The sequence below is a fragment of the Curtobacterium sp. TXMA1 genome (assembly GCF_020162095.1).
Taxonomy (GTDB): Bacteria; Actinomycetota; Actinomycetes; order Actinomycetales; family Microbacteriaceae; genus Curtobacterium.
On record NZ_CP083910.1, the window covers coordinates 3376361 to 3393910 of the forward strand.

Sequence of the window (17550 nt, forward strand, 5' to 3'; positions counted from 1 at the left end):
ACTGCGGCGGCAGCGGTCCTGCTATCGCACGTCGAGGTGCCTGTTCAGAGAGCGGTGTCTCCATTCAGAACGACCTGTCAACTCGTTACCACCACGACCGTTCGGGCCAGAGGAAGTTGGATGCGTACGTCGGGCTACGCAGCCAGCTTTGGCGCATCACGTCTTCGATGCTGCCTCCTTCCTGCAGCGCGCGGTTGATATACGAAGCTCTGAGCGAGTGTGCTCCTACCCCTTCAGCATGCAATCCCACTGCTTGCGCGTGCTTCTTGACGACGTCGTTAACCACCTGCGTGCTGATGCCCTTGGGGTGGTGAGGGGCGGACTCATAGAGGCGTCCGATGGTTGAAATCGGCTGAAACACTGGCCGACGCCTGGGTTGATCTGCGATGGTATTCGTTCTCCGCTCGTAGAGCGCCGGATCCGAAGCAACGACGCAGCAGTGCTGATCCTTCTGGAAGCCATCGAGTACCGTCTGAACTGTCGCCGTGGTCTGTTCTAGGCGGATCGCGTTGTGCACCATCGCCCAGCGAATGAAGGCACACACCGGGCACATTCTCGGGTCTTGTGCGTACTTGAGGAGCTTCACTCCTTGCACTTTGGGGCCTTCGCGAACCGTGACGAGGAGGCCCTCTTCATGATCGATTCCAATGTCACGATATCGGAGAGCGGCAACTTGGCTGCGTTGGAAGGCCCCACTGAACGCGATGAGGATGATCGCGCTATCTCGCGCTCCATGGACGGCTTGCGGATGCTGATCGACGTTGATGTCGTCGAGGATCCTACGAAGATCGGTGACGGACAGGACCGGGGTGCGACGAGCCGGCGGAAGCGTTGCCCGGAGACGGCCAAGCGCTGTTTTCACTTCGAGCGAGTCTCCGGGTCTCGGAAGACGCTGCATTTCGTGTGCCTTGTTGATCGCAGCAACCCAACCGGAGATGGTGTTGTACGCGGCGGGCCTGCCTGCGCCGTCGCTTCGGGTACCCGCCTCGATGATGTAGCTAACGACGTTGATCGGTTCGGCCGGCAGCGCTTCGCAACCGCGTTCGTCGCACCAGGCGAGGAATCGTTGCCAGCTGCGGGCATAGCTCTTGGCAGTTGACGGCGCGGGCTGCAGCTGTGGCAGGGCTTCAAGCCGTGATCGAGTCGTGGAGAGGTCGTGTTGAGGAAGGTGGGTCGGAGCCTCCAGCTCTCGGTCCTCGCGTGGCTGCTCCACGGTGGGTCCTTCCTCGCTTTGCCTGCACCTTAAACGTCATTGTCTGTCTGCTTCCTTGCGGCGTCCAGCGTGCGGCACTCAGCTGGCAGGTCGTGGGCGTAGCTCTACTGCTGCACGGATGTGGGCAGGAGTGCGTTGCAATTCTCGTGAGAGCGCGGTCAGCGTAGGGGGCTTTGTGGCGCCGGTGAGGTGGTACAGCTGTTCCCAGTCGATGTCGTCGACTTCGCGTCCTGGCGCGCTGGCACGGTCGATGGCGTCGCGAGGCGGTGACCAGGTCACCGGCTCGTCCCGCAGCGGGCGCTGCGTCGATGCGCGCAGCGCGTACTTCCGATCTTCTTGCTGCAGGAACTCCCGCGCGTAGTCGTCCACCGCGTCTTGTAGATGCGCAGTCATCGTGAGCACGAAGGCGGTGAGGTCAGCTGCATCGTGCCGAGTCGGCATCTGACGCAGGACGTGGGGATACTGCGGTGCTGCGGCGCCCGTCAGCCGTTCGAACGCCCAGCGCCTGGCGATGAGGTGGCGACGGATGCGTCCTGGGTCAGCGTCAGCTGCTCTACAGACCTGTCGCCAGGCGTCTGTCGGGAGGAAGCGGTCCCAATCGAGGGTGAGGCGCCGACCGTAGTCGATCGGCGCGCCGTCTCGGAGTATGCGGACGCGAAGAAGGCAGAGTGCGCGGACGACGGAGTTGTCAGGTGGATCTCCGAGGAGTGCGGGTCGTAGGCGATTCGACCTTTCGCTCAGTACTGCTGCGATGTCGGATCGGAACGTGTAAGCGTCAGTCGTTCGGCGTCCGAGCAGCGGGATCGACCAGGTGTTCCAAAGGAGGGTTGGCCAACTGTTGTGTGCGTTTGTGCTTCCGGGCGGTCGGGCCGCCCATCGGGTGACGTCTTCTTCGGTGAGCGCGCTGAGGTTGAGGATTCGGTCTCTGGCCTTGAGGTCGTGGTCGTGTGCCCGGAGGACGCGGCTCGCAAGCGGTTCCGCTGGTTTGCCCCATCGTTCGAGCAACTCGCGCGGGCTGCCAGGTCCGTACCCGGCGGACCTTGGCACGTGACCGGGTGGGCGGCCGAAGGTGATGGCCCGGATCGAGGATCGGATCGAGTCTTCTCTCCCGGTCAGGATGTGGTGAGCCGCGGCGGCGAGGGCCGCGAAAGCTAGGGCGTCCTTGGGCGCCGACGCTCCGACGCGTGCTTCCGGCTCGATGAGTCCCTGGAGGCTTGACGTCGGTAACTGTGCGACGTCAGCGATGTGCGGCACGTCGCCTGTTGCTCGGAGTGCAGCCATGGCACCGGCGAGCGAGCCGAGCTCAGCGAGCGGTCGTTCCGCTTCTGCGACGACGGCGTGCACCCATCGTTGTGCCTGTAGGACGGGCGCATCTGCGCCGATCGTCACGGGCGTAGCGAGCCGGAGGTCGGTGCCGCAGTACTCGGGCTTGGTGGTGGTGGAGATGTTGTTCCAGCAGCAGTTGGGATCACGCAGAGTTGCGGGGGATCCGAGAGTGTCGCGTGGTGGCTTGCCGCAGCCAGGGCAGACGTCCTCGAGTATCGCCGCGTGGGTGACGCACGCGAATGCCCACGTGAGTCGCCATTCGGTCCGGAAGACGCCAGGGTGCTCCTCGAGGCAGAGCGGGCAGTAGCGGGTGCCGGCACGACGCGTCCAGCCGATGTCAGTCAAGATGCGCGCGTGTGGGCCTCGAGCGCTGCGGTCAACCTCGATTCGGAGTGCCCGATCGTCGAGGGAGTGCAGAGTTGCAGCCTGGAGCTGCTCTGTTGGGATATCGAGGGCGAGTGCTATCGCGTCTGCTACCTCTGGCCGGATTCGGACCCCGAGTTGATGGATCTCCTTCGGGTCGAGCACGCCGAGCCCCATAGCGGTCAGGAGTGCAGCCCGGGAACAGTGGTAGTCGTCGTACGCCCATCGACTTATCGCGCTCTGGAGCCACTCGTCGTCATACAGATCGACCCGGACGCCGAGGGGTCCGAGCAGAATCTGCGGATCGCGCACGCTCACCGGACGTCGAAACGGTACTTGCCGATGTCCAGCTGACGAACCTCGTGCTCGCGATGTTTCTCGTACTCGACCTGCAGAACGACGCGATCGAAGGTGGCGCGGGTGATGCGTTCTGTTCCGTCGTCGATCGCACGTCGTGCAGCCTGACGCACGAGGAGCGAGAGGGCGTTGTGGAAACCGTGCGTGCGTACCCACGCGTAGTCGGCAAGGTACTCATGGAGCCAGCCTTCGGGCCCGGGGTCTGCAAGCCGAAGACGGTGTTCCCACTCGGCCAGCAGGTTCTTCCACTCGTCAACGCTCGGCGCGCTCGGATCGTCGCTGTATAGGAGGGGCTCGAGGGGTATCTCAACCCAGCGACCGCTCGACTGGCGCTTCGTTGTGCGGTAGCTCACCTCGTCGCCGCCGTGACCGAGAACCCACTCGCGGTCGTTGCCGCACAGGAGCAGCTGCACGCCCTGATTCGTCAACCCCTTCAGGAGGTTGTGGATCTGCTGCCCCATCTTCGAGCCGAAAGCGATGAACTGCAGCTCGTCGATGACGATGAGCCGCACGTTGTGCAGCTGGAGTGCGCGGTGCACCGCTGCGGTGGTGTCGCCCGTGGTGATCTCGCCCAGGGCATCGAGGATCGCCCGTTCGAGTCCAATGGCGGAGACCTGGTCCCGGACGTCCAGGTAAACGACCGGTCGGAACCTGACCTTGCGTCTGCCCGCACGCGTCACCGTGGGCGGAGTACGTTGCTCCTCTGCCCACTGCGCGAGGCATTCTTCATCCATCACCTCCGCCGCGATGCGCTTGACCAGCATCGTCTTTCCAACCCCGGGTTGGCCGACGACAAACGGCACATCGGTGGCGCCGCGGTCGCCGCCAGCGCCCAGTACCGCCCCGATGTCGTTCATTGCCTGCTGAACCGATGAGGTTTCCCAGGTAGGCCCCGCGTCAAGCCAGTCACGGCGCCGGCGGTTGTAGAGCAGCCCCTCCGCACGGGTCATGCCTCGAATCTGCGTCAGGGTCCGCTGCCCGGGGTCCTGACATGCTTGGCCCGTCCATTGGCGCATCCGCTCGAGGTCGTCGTCCTCGAGGAGTTCCAGGTACGCCCAGTCGTCGTCCGCGTCGGCGAGATTTGTGAGGCTCATCAGCCGCGTTTCGCCCACGGGCCGAGGCTTCGGCGGTTCGACGGCAGTCCGCGACGCGGAACGAAGGGTACGACGTTGGACGGCGCCTCAGGCTCAGCCGGGACCTCCGCCCGTGCTCCGCGAGCAGCAGCCAACTCAGACGGAGCCGGCGAAGTTTCCCCGCCGTCAGGCAACCGGGCTCCATCGCGATCAACCGCAGCCGGGCCTTCTTCCTCCATCACCACGCTCACTGGCGCGTCAGACTCGTCGGCACTGTCGAGTACGCGTTGCGGTGCCTCGCCGCTTTGACCAGCATCGGGCGCTTCGCTCACGGATTCCACGGGCATGCGAGCGGCTTGATCCTCCCGCAGACCGGCGACCTGCGCGGCGAAGAGGTCTTCGTTCGCTATCGAACGGCGCTCTTCTGCGGAGTATTCGGCGTTGTACGCGGCTCGGTACGCGGCACGGGACGCTGCGGTCGCTGACTTCCGCTCCTCGGCATCCTCGAAGCGCCACTGTAGAAGCAAGTCGCTCATGACATCGGCGCGTTCCTGCAGCGTTGCGGGGCGGCCGATGCGTTCAGCGATATGAGCGTTCTCGGTCTCGCCGAACCGAGGTGTCTCTTCGTTCCAGCGCTCCCACTTCAACTCGTGGACCTTGCCGTCGCCGTCGAAGCAGTACACGGACCGGAGGTCGCTGCGGTCGTAGTAGATCTGCAGCTTCCCGTCCGGGGTGGCCCTTCGGTCCTTCGCTAACTCACGAAGTAATGCTGCGTTTTGGTAGAGCAGCCCAGTGTGCATGCGGATGCCGTTGGGTTGGATCGCGTACGCCTTCCACGGCAGGAACCGCACCCAATCGTGTTTCGCGGGCGAGACAGGCACCGCGCCGAACTCGTGAAGACCGTGATTCAGAAGCATCATCGGACTGCTCGGGACAAGGCTGTCCTCATCGATCCTCAGATCGCGGTTCTCTTCGAAGTTCCACTGGTCGACGAAGACGCGGAGACGGCGTTCGAGTTCGGGTATCGTCCACAGCCGGTCCTTCTCGGGGTGAGCGCCGCGGTCGTGAACGGAACCGGCGAGCCAGCCGGGGATCTTCGAGATCTTCTTCGTCTTCAGGCTTCCGAATGCCCTCTCGACGGGGCTTTTGTCAGTCGGGGTGTAGGTGCGGTGCGGCTCGTAGGTGCACTCCAAGCGGCGGACTTGCATCATGAAGTACTTCGACGTGTACGGCTTGCCGTTGTCGACCACGATGCACTCGGGTGTGAGCAGCAAAGACCCCGGAATCCCAAGATACGGCTGGGCGCCCATCACGTCTGCCGGGTAGGACCACTCACGCACGGCGGCATGCGGCTTGGTGCGCAGGATGTCGGCGAGGCAAAGGCCAAGCGTCTCAGCGGTCGTCGTCATCGCGAGAGCGAAGCCGAGGATCGCGCACGAGTAGAGGTCGACGGCGATCGTCAGTTCAACGCGCACAGGCTCGCCGGAGTTCGGGTCTTCGACGAAGACGTCCAGCTTCGTTGTGTCCATGAGGACGATCTCGCCGGGCCGGTGAGCAAGACGCTTCTGCCCCGAGGCGGGCGGCCGGTGTGCAGCGGAGCGTCGGGTCGACGCGGATCCCTGACCAAGTTCCGGGAACTCGGCCCGCAGCGCAGACACCATGTCTTGGTAGGTCCGGATGCCGTAGTGATCCGACTCCCAGATCCCTCGCTCTTTTCTGCTTGCCATGTAGAGCGTTGCAGCAGTGTTGAGGGACCACGTTGATGCGTCGTTGTTGTCGCGGAGGAACTTCTCGAGGTCGTCCCAGTGCGCTTGGTTCGCGCGGAAGCGTCTTTCGTTGAAGTACCGCTTGTCGATGAGACCGAACGCACCCATCAGCTCGTATTGCTGCCAGATCCTGCTGATGCGGCGGCGTTCACTCGCCCATTGGACACAGCGATCCTTCGCCTTGCCGCCGATCCGACGGTGGGGGATGTTGATGTCGGTGAGCTCGTCGATCCGGTCTTTGATGGGCAGCAGCTTGGGATTCAGTGCATCCGGGACCGGGTCGTCTGGGTGGTCTTCGGTGTGAAGTCCCGTGGTGAGCAGCTGGACGATGTCCAGGTCCTTGGCAAGCTTCTTCCGCGCGGCTTCGGTCATGCGCTGCATCACGCTGTGAAGCAGCGTTGGATTCGTGCCATGGTGGTCGGGCGACTGGAAGGCGTCGACGACCTCGGCGAGTGGGGCGGTGTGGCTCTTGCCGGAGCGGTCCCGGAGGATGACGGTGGTCCCGATCTCCTCGACCGTGAGCAGCTGGCCTCCGAGTTCGATGGCGGTGCCGCGGCGAATGTAGGACCGCGTGGTCGGGGCTTCACCGGTTTCATACGTGGTGGGGTTCATGCGGCCGACACTTCGGTCGCGGTGTTGCTGTAGCGGACGGTCAGGTCTGCTTGAAGCTCCTGCTGCCAGAGCAGCCGCTGAATGAGCGATTGCGCCTCATGAACTGGGAGAAGGTTGTCCGCCGCTAGGCGTGCGCTGAGGTTCGCTACGCTCATCGGCGCGTCAAGTGCAGCGAGCAGCCCGGGTCGATGCTTAACCACCCATAGCGGGTCGGGACGAACCTTCGACAACAAGCCAAGGTTGTAGAACAGCACTTCAGGCAGTTCCGTCCATACGATGTGACCGATGCCCAGTGGTGCAAGCGCGGCGGTGACCTCGTCGTGCACAGCGACAGTCTCGGGATCGAGTGCTTTGTCTGGTGTCTTGATGTTCACCGCGACAGGCGGCTCGTGAGGGGCGAAGACAAGCGCGTCAGGGGTGTGGATCGCGAATGGAGAACCGGCCGGGAACAGGATCGTCATCGGCTGGGCCACGATGTGCGTGACGCGCTGGTCGTAGTCGGCAAGCAACGCAAATCGGCGCTCGCGCTGCGATTCGCAGGCGAGGAGGTCCTCGTTCGTATGAGTCCAGAGCGCATTGGGCTTGTGCTCTTGCTTCGCATGCCGGCTGAACTCGCGCATGGGGTGGCTGAGGACCAGGTCCTCAAGTTCGACTTCGCGGAGGCGCCGCTGGTATGACGTCCAACCGTCTCGGCTGAACGCGAACTTGAGGTGCGGGCCGTCGTTCTTCTCGATGGCGATGCGGTGCGGCCCCTTGGGCGCGCGGAGGAACCTAGCTCGCATACGTGACCCGTGGTCTCGGTCCTGGCGGTACTTGTCGAGCGCAGCATCAAGGCGGCGGTCCGGGCCCTGACGCTCGGGATTCCATAGACCAAGGTCCCAGGCGGCCCAGGCTGCGGGTATGGCCTGCCTTGATGGAGCTTCCAGCACGACGACCTCCTGCGGCAGTGCAGTTGCTCGAACGGGACCATCTTCCGTCCGCGATGACGGAAGGGGACGCATCGACACCCGCGAGTCTCGCGGTGACGCGTCTCGACGGACAATACAGTATCCAGTTGTTGTACGCTGTGGGTCACGCCACCGCGACGCTACGGCTGTCTACTGGTGCTGCCTTAGCCTTGACGCATGGCTGGGAGGCAAAAACGAGCGACACCAGCTGAACTGACCCCCGGATCGTGGCCATTCGACCCCTCCCCGGATCCGCATGCGGAGGTTGCTCGACGATTCGTGGTGCGTCTACGCGACGCAATCGGAGATCAGAGCGTCCGCGCTGTTGCGAGAAACGCCGGCTTGGCACATGGCGGCCTGAACCGGCTCCTGGCAGGGGAGTCATGGCCGGATTTGCTCACCATCGCGCGCCTCGAACACGCACTCAGCGCCGATCTCTGGCCAGGTCGCGCACGCGGGTAGTCCTAAGACTGTCCGTCCAACCCCTGCTCGTCGTATGGATCAGCGATGGTCTCTCCAGGAGCGAGAACGACCGCATCCGCCATCGCCGCCGCAATCTGAGCGATCGCCGTACCGCCCCCGCCGGAATGGGACAAGCGCACTGAGCGCGCCGACAGCTGGCGCTGCTGAAAGATCAGGAGCGCGAACCGGACGAGTGGGGAGTCGATTGCCCCGTCGGCTTGCACCAGCCGCTGGCCGGTGAGGAGGTCACCGATGACGACTACATGCTCGCCTCCTCGAGCGAGCGTCACGTCACATCGCCAGCCCAGATCCACGACGTCCACCTGCACTCCGACCGGGACGGTGATGGAACGCAGCCACCGCAGGTCGAGATCGTTCTGACGCTCGGTGGTGACGGTGATCGTGGCAGGCTGCAACCGCATGTGGATAGTGTAATGTCCAGCAGCACGGGATGTCGCCGCCGTGGAGGGCCGGCACTTCTTGCCCGGCGCAGCCGAGTACCGGCCGGGCAGTTCAGCGGAGAACGAGAGGGCAAGCACGTGGTACCTCAGGGACAGCAGCCCGGCAACGACGGCTCCTGGCGAACCGCATCCGCGCGGCAATCAAGCGACGCCCCGTATCGGCTTGCTCGGATTCCCCTCGCCGACCTGCGCAGTGGTCAGGAAGCCGATCTGCGTGGGCTCTATGCCGCGGTGAACGGAGACCAGGCGCTCATCCCTGAGTTGAGAATGGGCCTCGGCGCCCTTACCGTCCAGCGCTGGGACCCGAGTTACGCCGCCGCCGGCTGGACGCTCTACGGCGCGGACCTCACTCTCGACATGGGTCACCCGTTCGGGTCGATGTTCTACCGTAACGACGCGGACGGCCGCGTCCTCCGCGTCGGGGTGAAGTGGCATCTACCGGTGCAGCAACTCGAGTTCCCGGCCCTGCACCCTTTGAAGCCAGAACTCACGTCTGACTGCACCGACGATGAGGTGGCGGCTGTCGTCCTGGACGCGCGAAGTCGGATCGGGACACTGGTCGCGGTCAACGCACAGATCGGGTCGTTCGTCGCCACGGAGGAGTCCGAAAGCGCCATCCTCGACGCATCAGGGCTGGGGCTAGAGCGGCTGTCGGAGCACGATCCGCGACTGGCTGGCGATGCCTGATCGTCACGGTCCGCCGCGGTTCGAGCCGGTGCCGTTGCGGCTGCTGTCGTTGTCGGCGCAGTTCGACGCCGTGATCTGGCCGACGTTGGCGGGGATGACGTTCACGAACTCCACCGGGCCGAAGATCCTGCAACGGACCGTCAACGTCCGCACGACGGAAGACGGGTGGGTGTTCACGCTCCTCAACGGCGCACGGTTGACGGATCCTGCGGACCCGCTGCTGGAAGCCGCGACCCAGGTGATGGACGTGCTGTCCGAGCTTCGTGCGGTAGGCCGTGGTGCGGACGCGGTGGGGCCGGCTGATGTCTGACCGGCAGTGGGTGCAGGACATCCGCCATGAGCAGACGATCTTGTCGTTGCCGTTCGGGCTCGGGTACACGATCGACATCACCCAGACCCTCACCGCTCTCGCTGCTGCCGGGATGCCGGCACGGGTGGAAGCGTTCGACCGGCTCCGGTTCGACGACGGCCGGACAGCGTTCCTCGCCAATCCGGACCCGACCACCACCGTCGGCGACGGCGACGGCGCGAAAGGCCGTTCGGATGATGTGATCCTGCTGCCCGGTGGGTCCGAGGGTGGGGTGCTGTCACTCGTCCGCCGATACCCGGACCTAGTCGTGGTGAACGGGAAGCGGGGCCGGGTGTGGGCGGACGGCCGGCAGGTGCATGGCACGTCGATGCAGCGGGAAGCGACCCCGGGGTGGCGGAGCGTGTTCGCCATCGCCCGCAGCATCGTCATGCATGGCGGCGGCGCGCATTCCATCGCAGACCGCACTGGCATCCCCTTCGGCGAGGTCCGCGCCGCCATGCCGGCCCTCGGTTCGCACGTGTTCCACACCCCCATTGGGTGGGAAGCCAGGGACCGGCCCGCACTGGACGACTGGACGCTCGCGGCGTATCCGGGATACGGCGGGATCCGAACCTGCTGGCGACGTGACGACACCATCGACGAGCAGGCGGACCAGCTGATTGGGCTCGGTGGAGTGATATCGGACCGGTGGGCGGCGCAGCAGTCCGGTGTCCTCGTCGCACCGAACCGGCTCACCGCGTTCTTCGCCGACCATCCCGACATGCAGGCGCTCGGCTACGAGCCGGCGTCGGCGGATCACGCGACGGTGAAGGTCATCATCCCGCAAGACACCACCATCCTCACCAGCGCGGAAGGGTGCTGCACGGACGACTTCATCACCGCGCACGTCCTCTACGAAGACAGCTGGGTGGCCGCGAACACGGATGCGGCGAACGGGCTGCGGCAGCTGCTGCACTTCCGGTCCGACCTCGCCCATGACCTCCGCTGGCACCCCGGCAGCGGCTGACGAGAGCCCGCAGATGACCTTGCAGTTGCTGTCGTTGACGTTGTCGTACGACGACACCCGGTTCTTCGGCTCCGTCATGTTCACCGACCCCGCCCATCCAGACGACAAGCCCGCCGTGGTCCTCATCGACCACGCCGACGCACCGCCCTGGTTCCGCCTCACCAACGTCGACCCGGACGGGCAGGACCCGACGGTGCCGGCGATGGTTGAAGCAGACCGCATCATGCGGTTCCTCCTCCGCTACACACCCGAACGCATCGGCCGCACCCCCGCCGACTTCCCACAGTCCTAACCCGCTCTGCTCGCACCCGTTCCCTTTGGAGGTAGTTGCTGATGATGCGTCTGGTGTCCATGCACCTGTCGAACGACCGGATCCTCTGGGGGCATGTCCTCCTCGAGGACACCGAGCACCCGGACGCGCACCTGGCGCAGATTCTCGTCCGCCCCATCGACGTCGAGCCCGGGTACGAGCTCTACGACAGAACCGACACGGTCCTGTCGGACCTTTCGGTGCCGGCGGTGCGGGAAGCGAACCGCATCGTGCAGACCCTCCTCATCCCCGCGTCCGAGATCGCACGACGGGAGAAAGCCGTCCGAGCGGTGATCCACTCGGGCTACTTGGAAGGGTTCCCGGACGACATGCCCTGGCAGTCGCAGCTGTGGATGTACGCCCGCGGGGAAGTCACCCGAGAACAGCTCAGCGCGTACGCCGATGAAGGCCGGCAGATACCCCGCGCACCCGGACAAAGCGCGGTCGGTCCGGCTGACGTACCCGAGGACTGGTGGCAGACCACGCAAGTGCGTATCCGCCGGCACCTCCTCGACACAACCCTCACTGAGCCGGAAGTCGCTGCCGCCCTGCAGATCAGCATCGAGGAAGTCGGTGAGCTGTTTGATTCGTGTCGGTTGACGAGCTTCGACCTCGACGGTGAAGAACGCATCCCCGACTGGCAGCTCGTCAAGCCCGCTCTCCCCGAGTTCGGCGACCCGGCTTCGCTGCTGCCTGGCTTGGACGTCCTCTACGCGGCGGCACCGCGCCCGCTGCTGGATGCAGCAGCGATGACCGAGTTCATGACCACGCCCCGCGCCTTCCTCACCGTCGACGACGTGCCGCTGACACCGTTGACTTGGATGCAGCAGGGCCGTCCGCTCGCGACGATCATCGCCCTGTTCCGCGGACGACGGTGGCGGCCATGACCCGGCGACCGGACCTGTTCCTGTTCAACGTCGCGTTCGACGTCACCGGCGCGCACGGGCAGGTGTTTTTCCGCGACCCACCCAACAGCGTGCTGCGTCAGGTCATCATCCGCAGCACCGACGCCGGCAACATCTGCGAACCAGCTCACGGCGACACCCGCGACGGATGGGAACCCTTCCTCGAAGAAACCCGCTGGCTCATCGCCCTCACCCGCCCTGACACCCCGGACGAGGGCAACTGATGGGGCCCGGGCTCGAATGGGTCGCCGCCGCCTACGCCGGCAGGCCGCAGATCACGATGCCGTACGGGCTCGGCGACACCACCGACCTCACCGACACCCTCACCGTCCTCAAGCTCGCTGGGCTTCGCGCGGTCGTGGAGTCGCACGACACGATTCGCCTCGCCGACGGCCGCCGCGCACGCTTCCCGACCCTCACCCAACGCCCCCGCGACGATGACCCGACTGACGCGGACCTGCTCCTCCTGGCGCCGCGCACCGTGACCGCGACGCAGGTCGCGCTCGCGGAGCAGACGGCGACGGTGCTGCTGGTCGACGTCGACCGGCGACGCGTCTGGATTGACGGCCGACAAGCCCTCGGGACGAAGGAGCGGTGGAAGGACGCGGCACCGATCTACGTCACCTTCGCCGTCGCCCGCATGCTCGCAGTCAACGGCGCCACCTTCGACCGGCTGGTGCGGGCCGGGCTGAGTCCCGGACAAGTTGACGACGGGCTCGCACGCCTCGGGAAGCGCGTGCACCGCACCGACATCGGATGGGAGTCGCGGCAAGTTGGTGGGCTCGTGGACTTCACCATTGCCTGCTACCCAGGACCGGGCGGTGTCCGAACTCGATGGGCGTCTGACCTGCCGCTTATCGAGCAGGCGGAACGGCTCATCAGCGCGGGCTGCCGGATCTCCGGCCGCGCCATCTGCGACCGTCCCGGCTATCCCGCCATCAGCAAGCGCGAGATGCCGTACAGGGTCGTCGCGTTCACCGAGGAAGAAGTCGACATGGCCGCGCTCGGCTTCGAACCCGACACGATCGGCTTCGCCGGCACCGAACTCGTGCGACCCGCCGACCCGACCATCTTCCTCACCGCAGCAGCCGCCGGATACACGGACCGCACCGACGACATCATCACCGCCAACACGCTCCTCCGCGCCGATTACCGCAATGACGACGACGCGGCATCACTGCAAGAAGTCCGGGATCGGCTGCAGTTCCTCGCCGACACCGGCTACGACCTCCGCCATAACCTGCCCAGCTGACGAAGACCGTCAGCGCACCGCTCGAGGCTTCACCGAGCTGCGCCAGACCCATGCCGCAAGCTTTGTTTCCCCACGACCCGCTTCAACCCAGACCGCATCCCGCGTCGCAGCGCGTTCGAACCAGGGGCCTAAACGGTTACGTCGAACGCGAGCTGCAAACGCATGGGCGTAGTGATGGTTCGCGACCAAGTGACGTGATCCTCGGTTTCGCCACTTTGGACATCAAGGTCTTGGAGCGGCGTCGTTTCCGTCTTGCTCGATGGAGTACAACCCGCAGCCGCCTTTCAACAGCGGCTCGCCTGAAACTGCTGATCCGGCTCTCGTAGCTGTTGCGACAGACTTCATGGCTCCACTGATCGACGCGGTCAAAGCTGGCGCCGAGGATAGCGCCGCTCAGTAAGACGGGCTTCGATGACCGGGACGACGCTCGTCGTCCCGGTCATCGTGCGGAGGTCTTCTCTCCTCAGGGGAGGGTGATGTCTCCCTGATGCAACACGCGCGGGTTGTAGTAGGTGTCCTTGATGGCCTGGGCGGTGTTGCTGCCCTCGAGCTGCTCGGACCATTCCATGAACCAGGTCCACTCGGGCTGTGCCGACAGGTTCGCAGCGGTGGGCATCGTGCCGACCTCGGCCAGCGCGATCGGCTTACCTGCGGCTATCGAGCGGATGGATTGATACTCGGCCGCGCTCGGGAACGCCTTGTACCAGGCGTCGAGCGTGACGACGTCGACGTAGCTACTGCCGGGGTAGTAATTGGCGAAACCGCCGGCGGGGTTGTCTTGAACATTCCACGCCCAGATGAGGTTCGTCATCCCCTTCGTGCCGGCGAGGTAGTCACGAGTGATCTGGTACAGCTTCGCCGACCCGTTGCTGCCGGAGCGTCCGCCCCACCACGCCCACTGTTCGTTCATCTCGTGCAGGGGTCGGAAGACGGCGGGTACGCCCGCATCCTTGAGCTGTTGCAGGTACGGAACGATCTCGTCGAGTCGCTTCTTCCATGCCGAGTTCAAGGCTGTGCCGTTGGTGACGAGCTGCGACCACTGCGTGTCGGTGAGGTTCGCGTTCACGTCGCTCCAAGTACACGACGATCCGACTGTGGGCGGGCATACGTGCCAAGTGAGGCTGACGAGCGATCCGTTCTTCCACTCGGTCTTGGCCTGGTCGATGACGCGCTGCCGGTTGGCGACGTCCGCTGAGCCGAATTGGAAGTCCCCTCCCCAGAGGCCTGGGTAGACGCCGGTGATGTCCTTTACGCGCTGCGTGTACTGGCTGGGCTGCGCGGCGGGTTCCTTGTTGTGCTGTCCGCTGACGATCTTCTGACCCTTGATCGAAGCCAGGTAGTTCAAGACCGTCGCTTTGCTTCCAGCGCTGAAGGCTTCCGCCTTCGGCGCTGCAGGTGTCCCGACGGCCATCGTGGCGCCGAGTGCGACTACCAGACCAGTGGTCAGCAGTGCACGTGTTGTCGACTTCATTGTCTTCCCCTCGTGTTGTTTTCATGGACATCGCTCGACCCTGCGCTGTTCAGCAGGAACCGAAGCGAGAACTGGGCGTGAGATCGATCATCGGCGTATCCGGACGCACGAGGACGCAACGATCACCGCCGGTGGACTCGTCCAGCAGCCGTCCGCGTTCTACGACGTCGCGTGATCAAAAGGATCACTACGCCGAGCAGCACCGCCCCCAAGGCCGCAAGAACAAGAGCCCCGCTGAAGGACGCGCCCGTGAACGCCAGTCCTCCTGAAGGGTCGTCGGTTCCGGCGTTCTCAGTCGCACTCGGCGTCACCGCCGACTGGGACGGGGACGCCCCTCCGTTGGGGCTGCCCGGCGTGGTCGGAGTGCCGGTGGCAGGCGGAATGGTCGGTGTCGGCGATCCGGGTTCGCCTGGGTCTGTGCCTGCGGGAGCGACAGTGGTCGACACGTCGTCGACGGTGAGTTCCCCGGCACCATCACCGCCCAGGTAGAACGCGAGCTGCGTCACGTTCGACGGGTCGAGGGTTGCGTCTCCCGCCCATGCCGGCGGCTTGAACTGGTCGAAGGGCACGCTGACGCGCTGCCACCCGGTCCCCTGCACAGGAACCGTCGTCTCGAAGTACGAACCGCCAGCAACGATCTGCAGAGTGACGTCGTCACCCGCAGGTGCTTGGAGTGACAGCTCGAGCCCGGAGTAACCCCACCAGTCCTGCGGCGTGGTCAGCGTTCGCACGACGCCGGCGTATCCAGGGCCGGCGAGGTCGTAGGAGAAGCGACCTGCCTGAGATCCGGTGTCGGGGTTCGGCGTGAGCGTCGCGGTGATGGCACCGCCGCCGGTGTTCCGCACGTAGGTGGCATTGAGCTCGGCGTCGTCGGCGTACTCCTCGAAGTCTTCAACGACGAGCGGCTGCGTAGGCAGGGCACGAGTGCTGAACGAGGCGCTGGCAGGTGTCGACGAGGTGCTGCCGACGCCATTGACTGCGGTGACGGACCAGCGGTAGGTCACGCCAGGCTGCAGGTCCACGTCGGGACGGATGGTTGTGGCGGTGAGTCCATCGGTGTGCGCGATGGTCGTCCCGTCCTCGTCGGTGATGCTGAAGCGGTAGTAGGCGGCGTCAGCGGCGGGCGTCCAGGAGAAGGTGGGTACTGCGGTGACGTCATGTGCGCCGACAGTCGGAGACTGCAAGGAAAACGCCCCGGGCTCGGTTGTTGGGTCATTCACTGCTGAGCGGAGCGTTGCTCGCGTGAGGTGCGCAGTTCCCGTCACGACGACACGCACGTAATCGCCGGTGAGGCTGTCGGCGGTCACCGTGCCGTCGGCGCCGATGGTCGTGTCGGCGGCAGCCCAGGTGGAACCGTCCGTACTTGTCTCGACTCGGAGGGCTGCTGTGTTGTCCGTCTGGAATGCAGCACGGGTGAGTCCGTTTTGCTTCCAGGTCACGGTGCCGGAGCCACCGCCTACAGCGGTGACGAAGCCGCCCTGGGGGTCGGCTTGCACCGCGGTGTCGGTGTGGCTCGATGTGAGACGCCAGTCCTGCAGCGGATCCACCAGGACGTCGCCGCCGGCGGGCGTGACCACGTCGCTGGTTGCCGGCGCAGCGCCTGATGCGTTGATCGCTCGGACGCGGTACGAGGCGCCGGCAGGAGATCTGAAGTCAGTCACGGTGCCGGCGGATGCTCCGAGGGTGCCGTCATGAACGGCGGTCCAAGCTTTCCCGGGGATCTGTCGCTCAACGACGTAGTCAGTGGCTCCTGCAGTGCCGCGCCAGGTGACGGTTGAGAGGCCGTTGGTACGGGTGATGGCTGTGATCAGTGGCGCGTCGAGTGGCGTGGTCGGGATCGTGACGCCGATGCTGCGCGCGTACTGTTCGACCGCGTCTGCACGCGTCTGCTCCAGAGCGGTCCCGCCGGGGATGTGGAGGGTGAAGCCGTCGTCGTGGGCGACGAGGCCGCTGCGGTCGTCGTGGCCGAACAGCGACCAAACGAACATGCCCGTGACGTTCGAGTCGGCTGCGGCGGCGTTCAGTAGGTCATCGGTTGCGGCCGTGGAGGCGTATTCGCCGGCGATGTAGACCTTCCCGGCAGCGGTGACGGTCTTGGCGTCTGCGGAGATCTTGGCTGCGGTCGGGGGGTAGTAGTGCACGTCGACTATGTCGAGGTTCGCTGCTGCGAGGGTGTCCGGGTCTATGTCGAATCGACGTCCTGCTGCGACGAGCTGCGAGGGGGCTTCGTGCTTGATGTGGGCGACTTGTTCGTTGATCCAGGGCAGTGTCATCCCCTCGAGCTCGTTGCCGAGTTCCCACGCCATGATGGTCGGGTCCTGCGAGTACGGCACGCCGGTAAGGGTGTTGGTGTGGCCGATGACGTGGTCGACGTAGTCCTGGTATGCGCCGATGGCGCGGGAGTCCGTGTAGAAGTCGTCGGGTTGCAGGCCGAGCGGTGCGGTGAAGTCGCGGTGTCCGCCGTGGTAGTACTCCCATTCGTCGGTGAGGGGCAGGATCAGTCGGATGCCGAGCGTGCCGGCGTATGCGACGGCGAAGTCCATGGCGGCGAATGCCTGGTCGTTGTATTCGCCGAGGGATGGCATCAGCGCGAGCGTGTTCGCGTTGTCCTGGCTGGTTGAGGTTCCCATGTGGGAGCGAACCACGGTGATGCCGGCGCGGTGTGCGTCGTCGAGGGTGTCTTTGATGCGGAAGTACGTCGGGTAGTCGACACCTCCGACGTTCTCGTCGAGGCCGAGCCAGTAGATGTTCGCGCCGCTCGCGCGGAACCGCTGTCCGTCGACCTGGAGATGTGTGGCGTCGCGCGTGACGAAGCCGGTGTTCTGGTTCGTCCACTCGCTTGGTACGGCGCTGGCCGGCATGTGAGTGGTGAGCGGGAGCATCGTTCCGAAAAGGACAGCCGTGAGGATCGCTGCACCGAGTCGGACTACACGGAGTTGCGGGTGGTGCGCCAGGCGGGACGTTGGGCGTGAGACGGGGTTCGTGGTGCGCTGCATCGGTGCTCAGACTCCTTCGGCTGGGCTACGGTT

At 65.2% G+C, this 17550-nt stretch carries 15 protein-coding genes; 7 read left to right on the plus strand and 8 right to left on the minus strand.

Annotated features, from left to right (window positions below):
- Positions 1 to 85 precede the first annotated feature (85 nt).
- The 6 genes from LCG91_RS15995 to LCG91_RS16020 form a co-directional block, all read right to left on the minus strand.
- Positions 86 to 1213 carry a hypothetical protein gene (locus LCG91_RS15995; protein ID WP_224441994.1) on the minus strand — a complete coding sequence of 376 codons (1128 nt, stop codon included), beginning with the start codon at positions 1211 to 1213 and terminating at the stop codon, positions 86 to 88.
- Between the two features lie 78 nt (positions 1214 to 1291).
- Positions 1292 to 3220, minus strand: coding sequence for a TniQ family protein (locus LCG91_RS16000; protein WP_224441995.1), 1929 nt, complete (start codon positions 3218 to 3220; stop codon positions 1292 to 1294).
- Positions 3217 to 4371 carry an ATP-binding protein gene (locus LCG91_RS16005; RefSeq protein ID WP_224441996.1) on the minus strand — a complete coding sequence of 385 codons (1155 nt, stop codon included), beginning with the start codon at positions 4369 to 4371 and terminating at the stop codon, positions 3217 to 3219. The genes LCG91_RS16000 and LCG91_RS16005 overlap by 4 nt, the downstream gene beginning before the upstream one ends.
- Positions 4353 to 6710, minus strand: a complete 2358-nt coding sequence (locus tag LCG91_RS16010) for a hypothetical protein (protein WP_224441997.1) — start codon at positions 6708 to 6710, stop codon at positions 4353 to 4355. Before LCG91_RS16010 ends, LCG91_RS16005 begins: the two co-directional genes overlap by 19 nt.
- Positions 6707 to 7639, minus strand: a complete 933-nt coding sequence (locus LCG91_RS16015) for a hypothetical protein (RefSeq protein ID WP_224441998.1) — start codon at positions 7637 to 7639, stop codon at positions 6707 to 6709. The genes LCG91_RS16010 and LCG91_RS16015 overlap by 4 nt, the downstream gene beginning before the upstream one ends.
- A gap of 482 nt (positions 7640 to 8121) precedes the next feature.
- On the minus strand, positions 8122 to 8541 hold the full coding sequence (locus LCG91_RS16020) for a hypothetical protein (RefSeq protein ID WP_224441999.1): 420 nt from the start codon (positions 8539 to 8541) through the stop codon (positions 8122 to 8124).
- Between the two features lie 117 nt (positions 8542 to 8658).
- On the opposite strand from LCG91_RS16020, the gene LCG91_RS16025 reads away from it, so the two are divergent.
- The 7 genes from LCG91_RS16025 to LCG91_RS16055 all read left to right on the plus strand — a co-directional run bounded on the left by LCG91_RS16025 (position 8659) and on the right by LCG91_RS16055 (position 13050).
- Positions 8659 to 9267, plus strand: coding sequence for a hypothetical protein (locus LCG91_RS16025; RefSeq protein WP_224442000.1), 609 nt, complete (start codon positions 8659 to 8661; stop codon positions 9265 to 9267).
- A 94-nt stretch (positions 9268 to 9361) separates the two neighbouring features.
- Positions 9362 to 9577 carry a hypothetical protein gene (locus tag LCG91_RS16030; RefSeq protein ID WP_224442001.1) on the plus strand — a complete coding sequence of 72 codons (216 nt, stop codon included), beginning with the start codon at positions 9362 to 9364 and terminating at the stop codon, positions 9575 to 9577.
- Positions 9570 to 10583, plus strand: coding sequence for a hypothetical protein (locus tag LCG91_RS16035; protein WP_224442002.1), 1014 nt, complete (start codon positions 9570 to 9572; stop codon positions 10581 to 10583). The genes LCG91_RS16030 and LCG91_RS16035 overlap by 8 nt, the downstream gene beginning before the upstream one ends.
- A 13-nt stretch (positions 10584 to 10596) precedes the next feature.
- Positions 10597 to 10875, plus strand: coding sequence for a hypothetical protein (locus LCG91_RS16040; protein ID WP_224442003.1), 279 nt, complete (start codon positions 10597 to 10599; stop codon positions 10873 to 10875).
- Between the two features lie 53 nt (positions 10876 to 10928).
- The gene (locus LCG91_RS16045; RefSeq protein WP_224442004.1) at positions 10929 to 11780 is read left to right on the plus strand and encodes an antitoxin VbhA family protein; all 852 of its coding nucleotides are present in this window, start codon (positions 10929 to 10931) and stop codon (positions 11778 to 11780) included.
- Positions 11777 to 12022: a hypothetical protein gene (locus tag LCG91_RS16050; RefSeq protein WP_224442005.1), complete on the plus strand. Its 246-nt coding sequence runs from the start codon at positions 11777 to 11779 to the stop codon at positions 12020 to 12022. The genes LCG91_RS16045 and LCG91_RS16050 overlap by 4 nt, the downstream gene beginning before the upstream one ends.
- Positions 12022 to 13050: a hypothetical protein gene (locus tag LCG91_RS16055; RefSeq protein ID WP_224442006.1), complete on the plus strand. Its 1029-nt coding sequence runs from the start codon at positions 12022 to 12024 to the stop codon at positions 13048 to 13050. The genes LCG91_RS16050 and LCG91_RS16055 overlap by 1 nt, the downstream gene beginning before the upstream one ends.
- 463 nt (positions 13051 to 13513) lie before the next feature.
- Here LCG91_RS16055 and LCG91_RS16060 read toward each other — a convergent pair whose 3' ends face one another.
- Both LCG91_RS16060 and LCG91_RS16065 read right to left on the minus strand, forming a co-directional pair.
- The gene (locus LCG91_RS16060; protein WP_224442007.1) at positions 13514 to 14521 is read right to left on the minus strand and encodes a glycosyl hydrolase; all 1008 of its coding nucleotides are present in this window, start codon (positions 14519 to 14521) and stop codon (positions 13514 to 13516) included.
- 122 nt (positions 14522 to 14643) lie between these two features.
- The gene (locus LCG91_RS16065) at positions 14644 to 17517 is read right to left on the minus strand and encodes a CIA30 family protein (RefSeq protein WP_224442008.1); all 2874 of its coding nucleotides are present in this window, start codon (positions 17515 to 17517) and stop codon (positions 14644 to 14646) included.
- Positions 17518 to 17550: the final 33 nt, after the last annotated feature.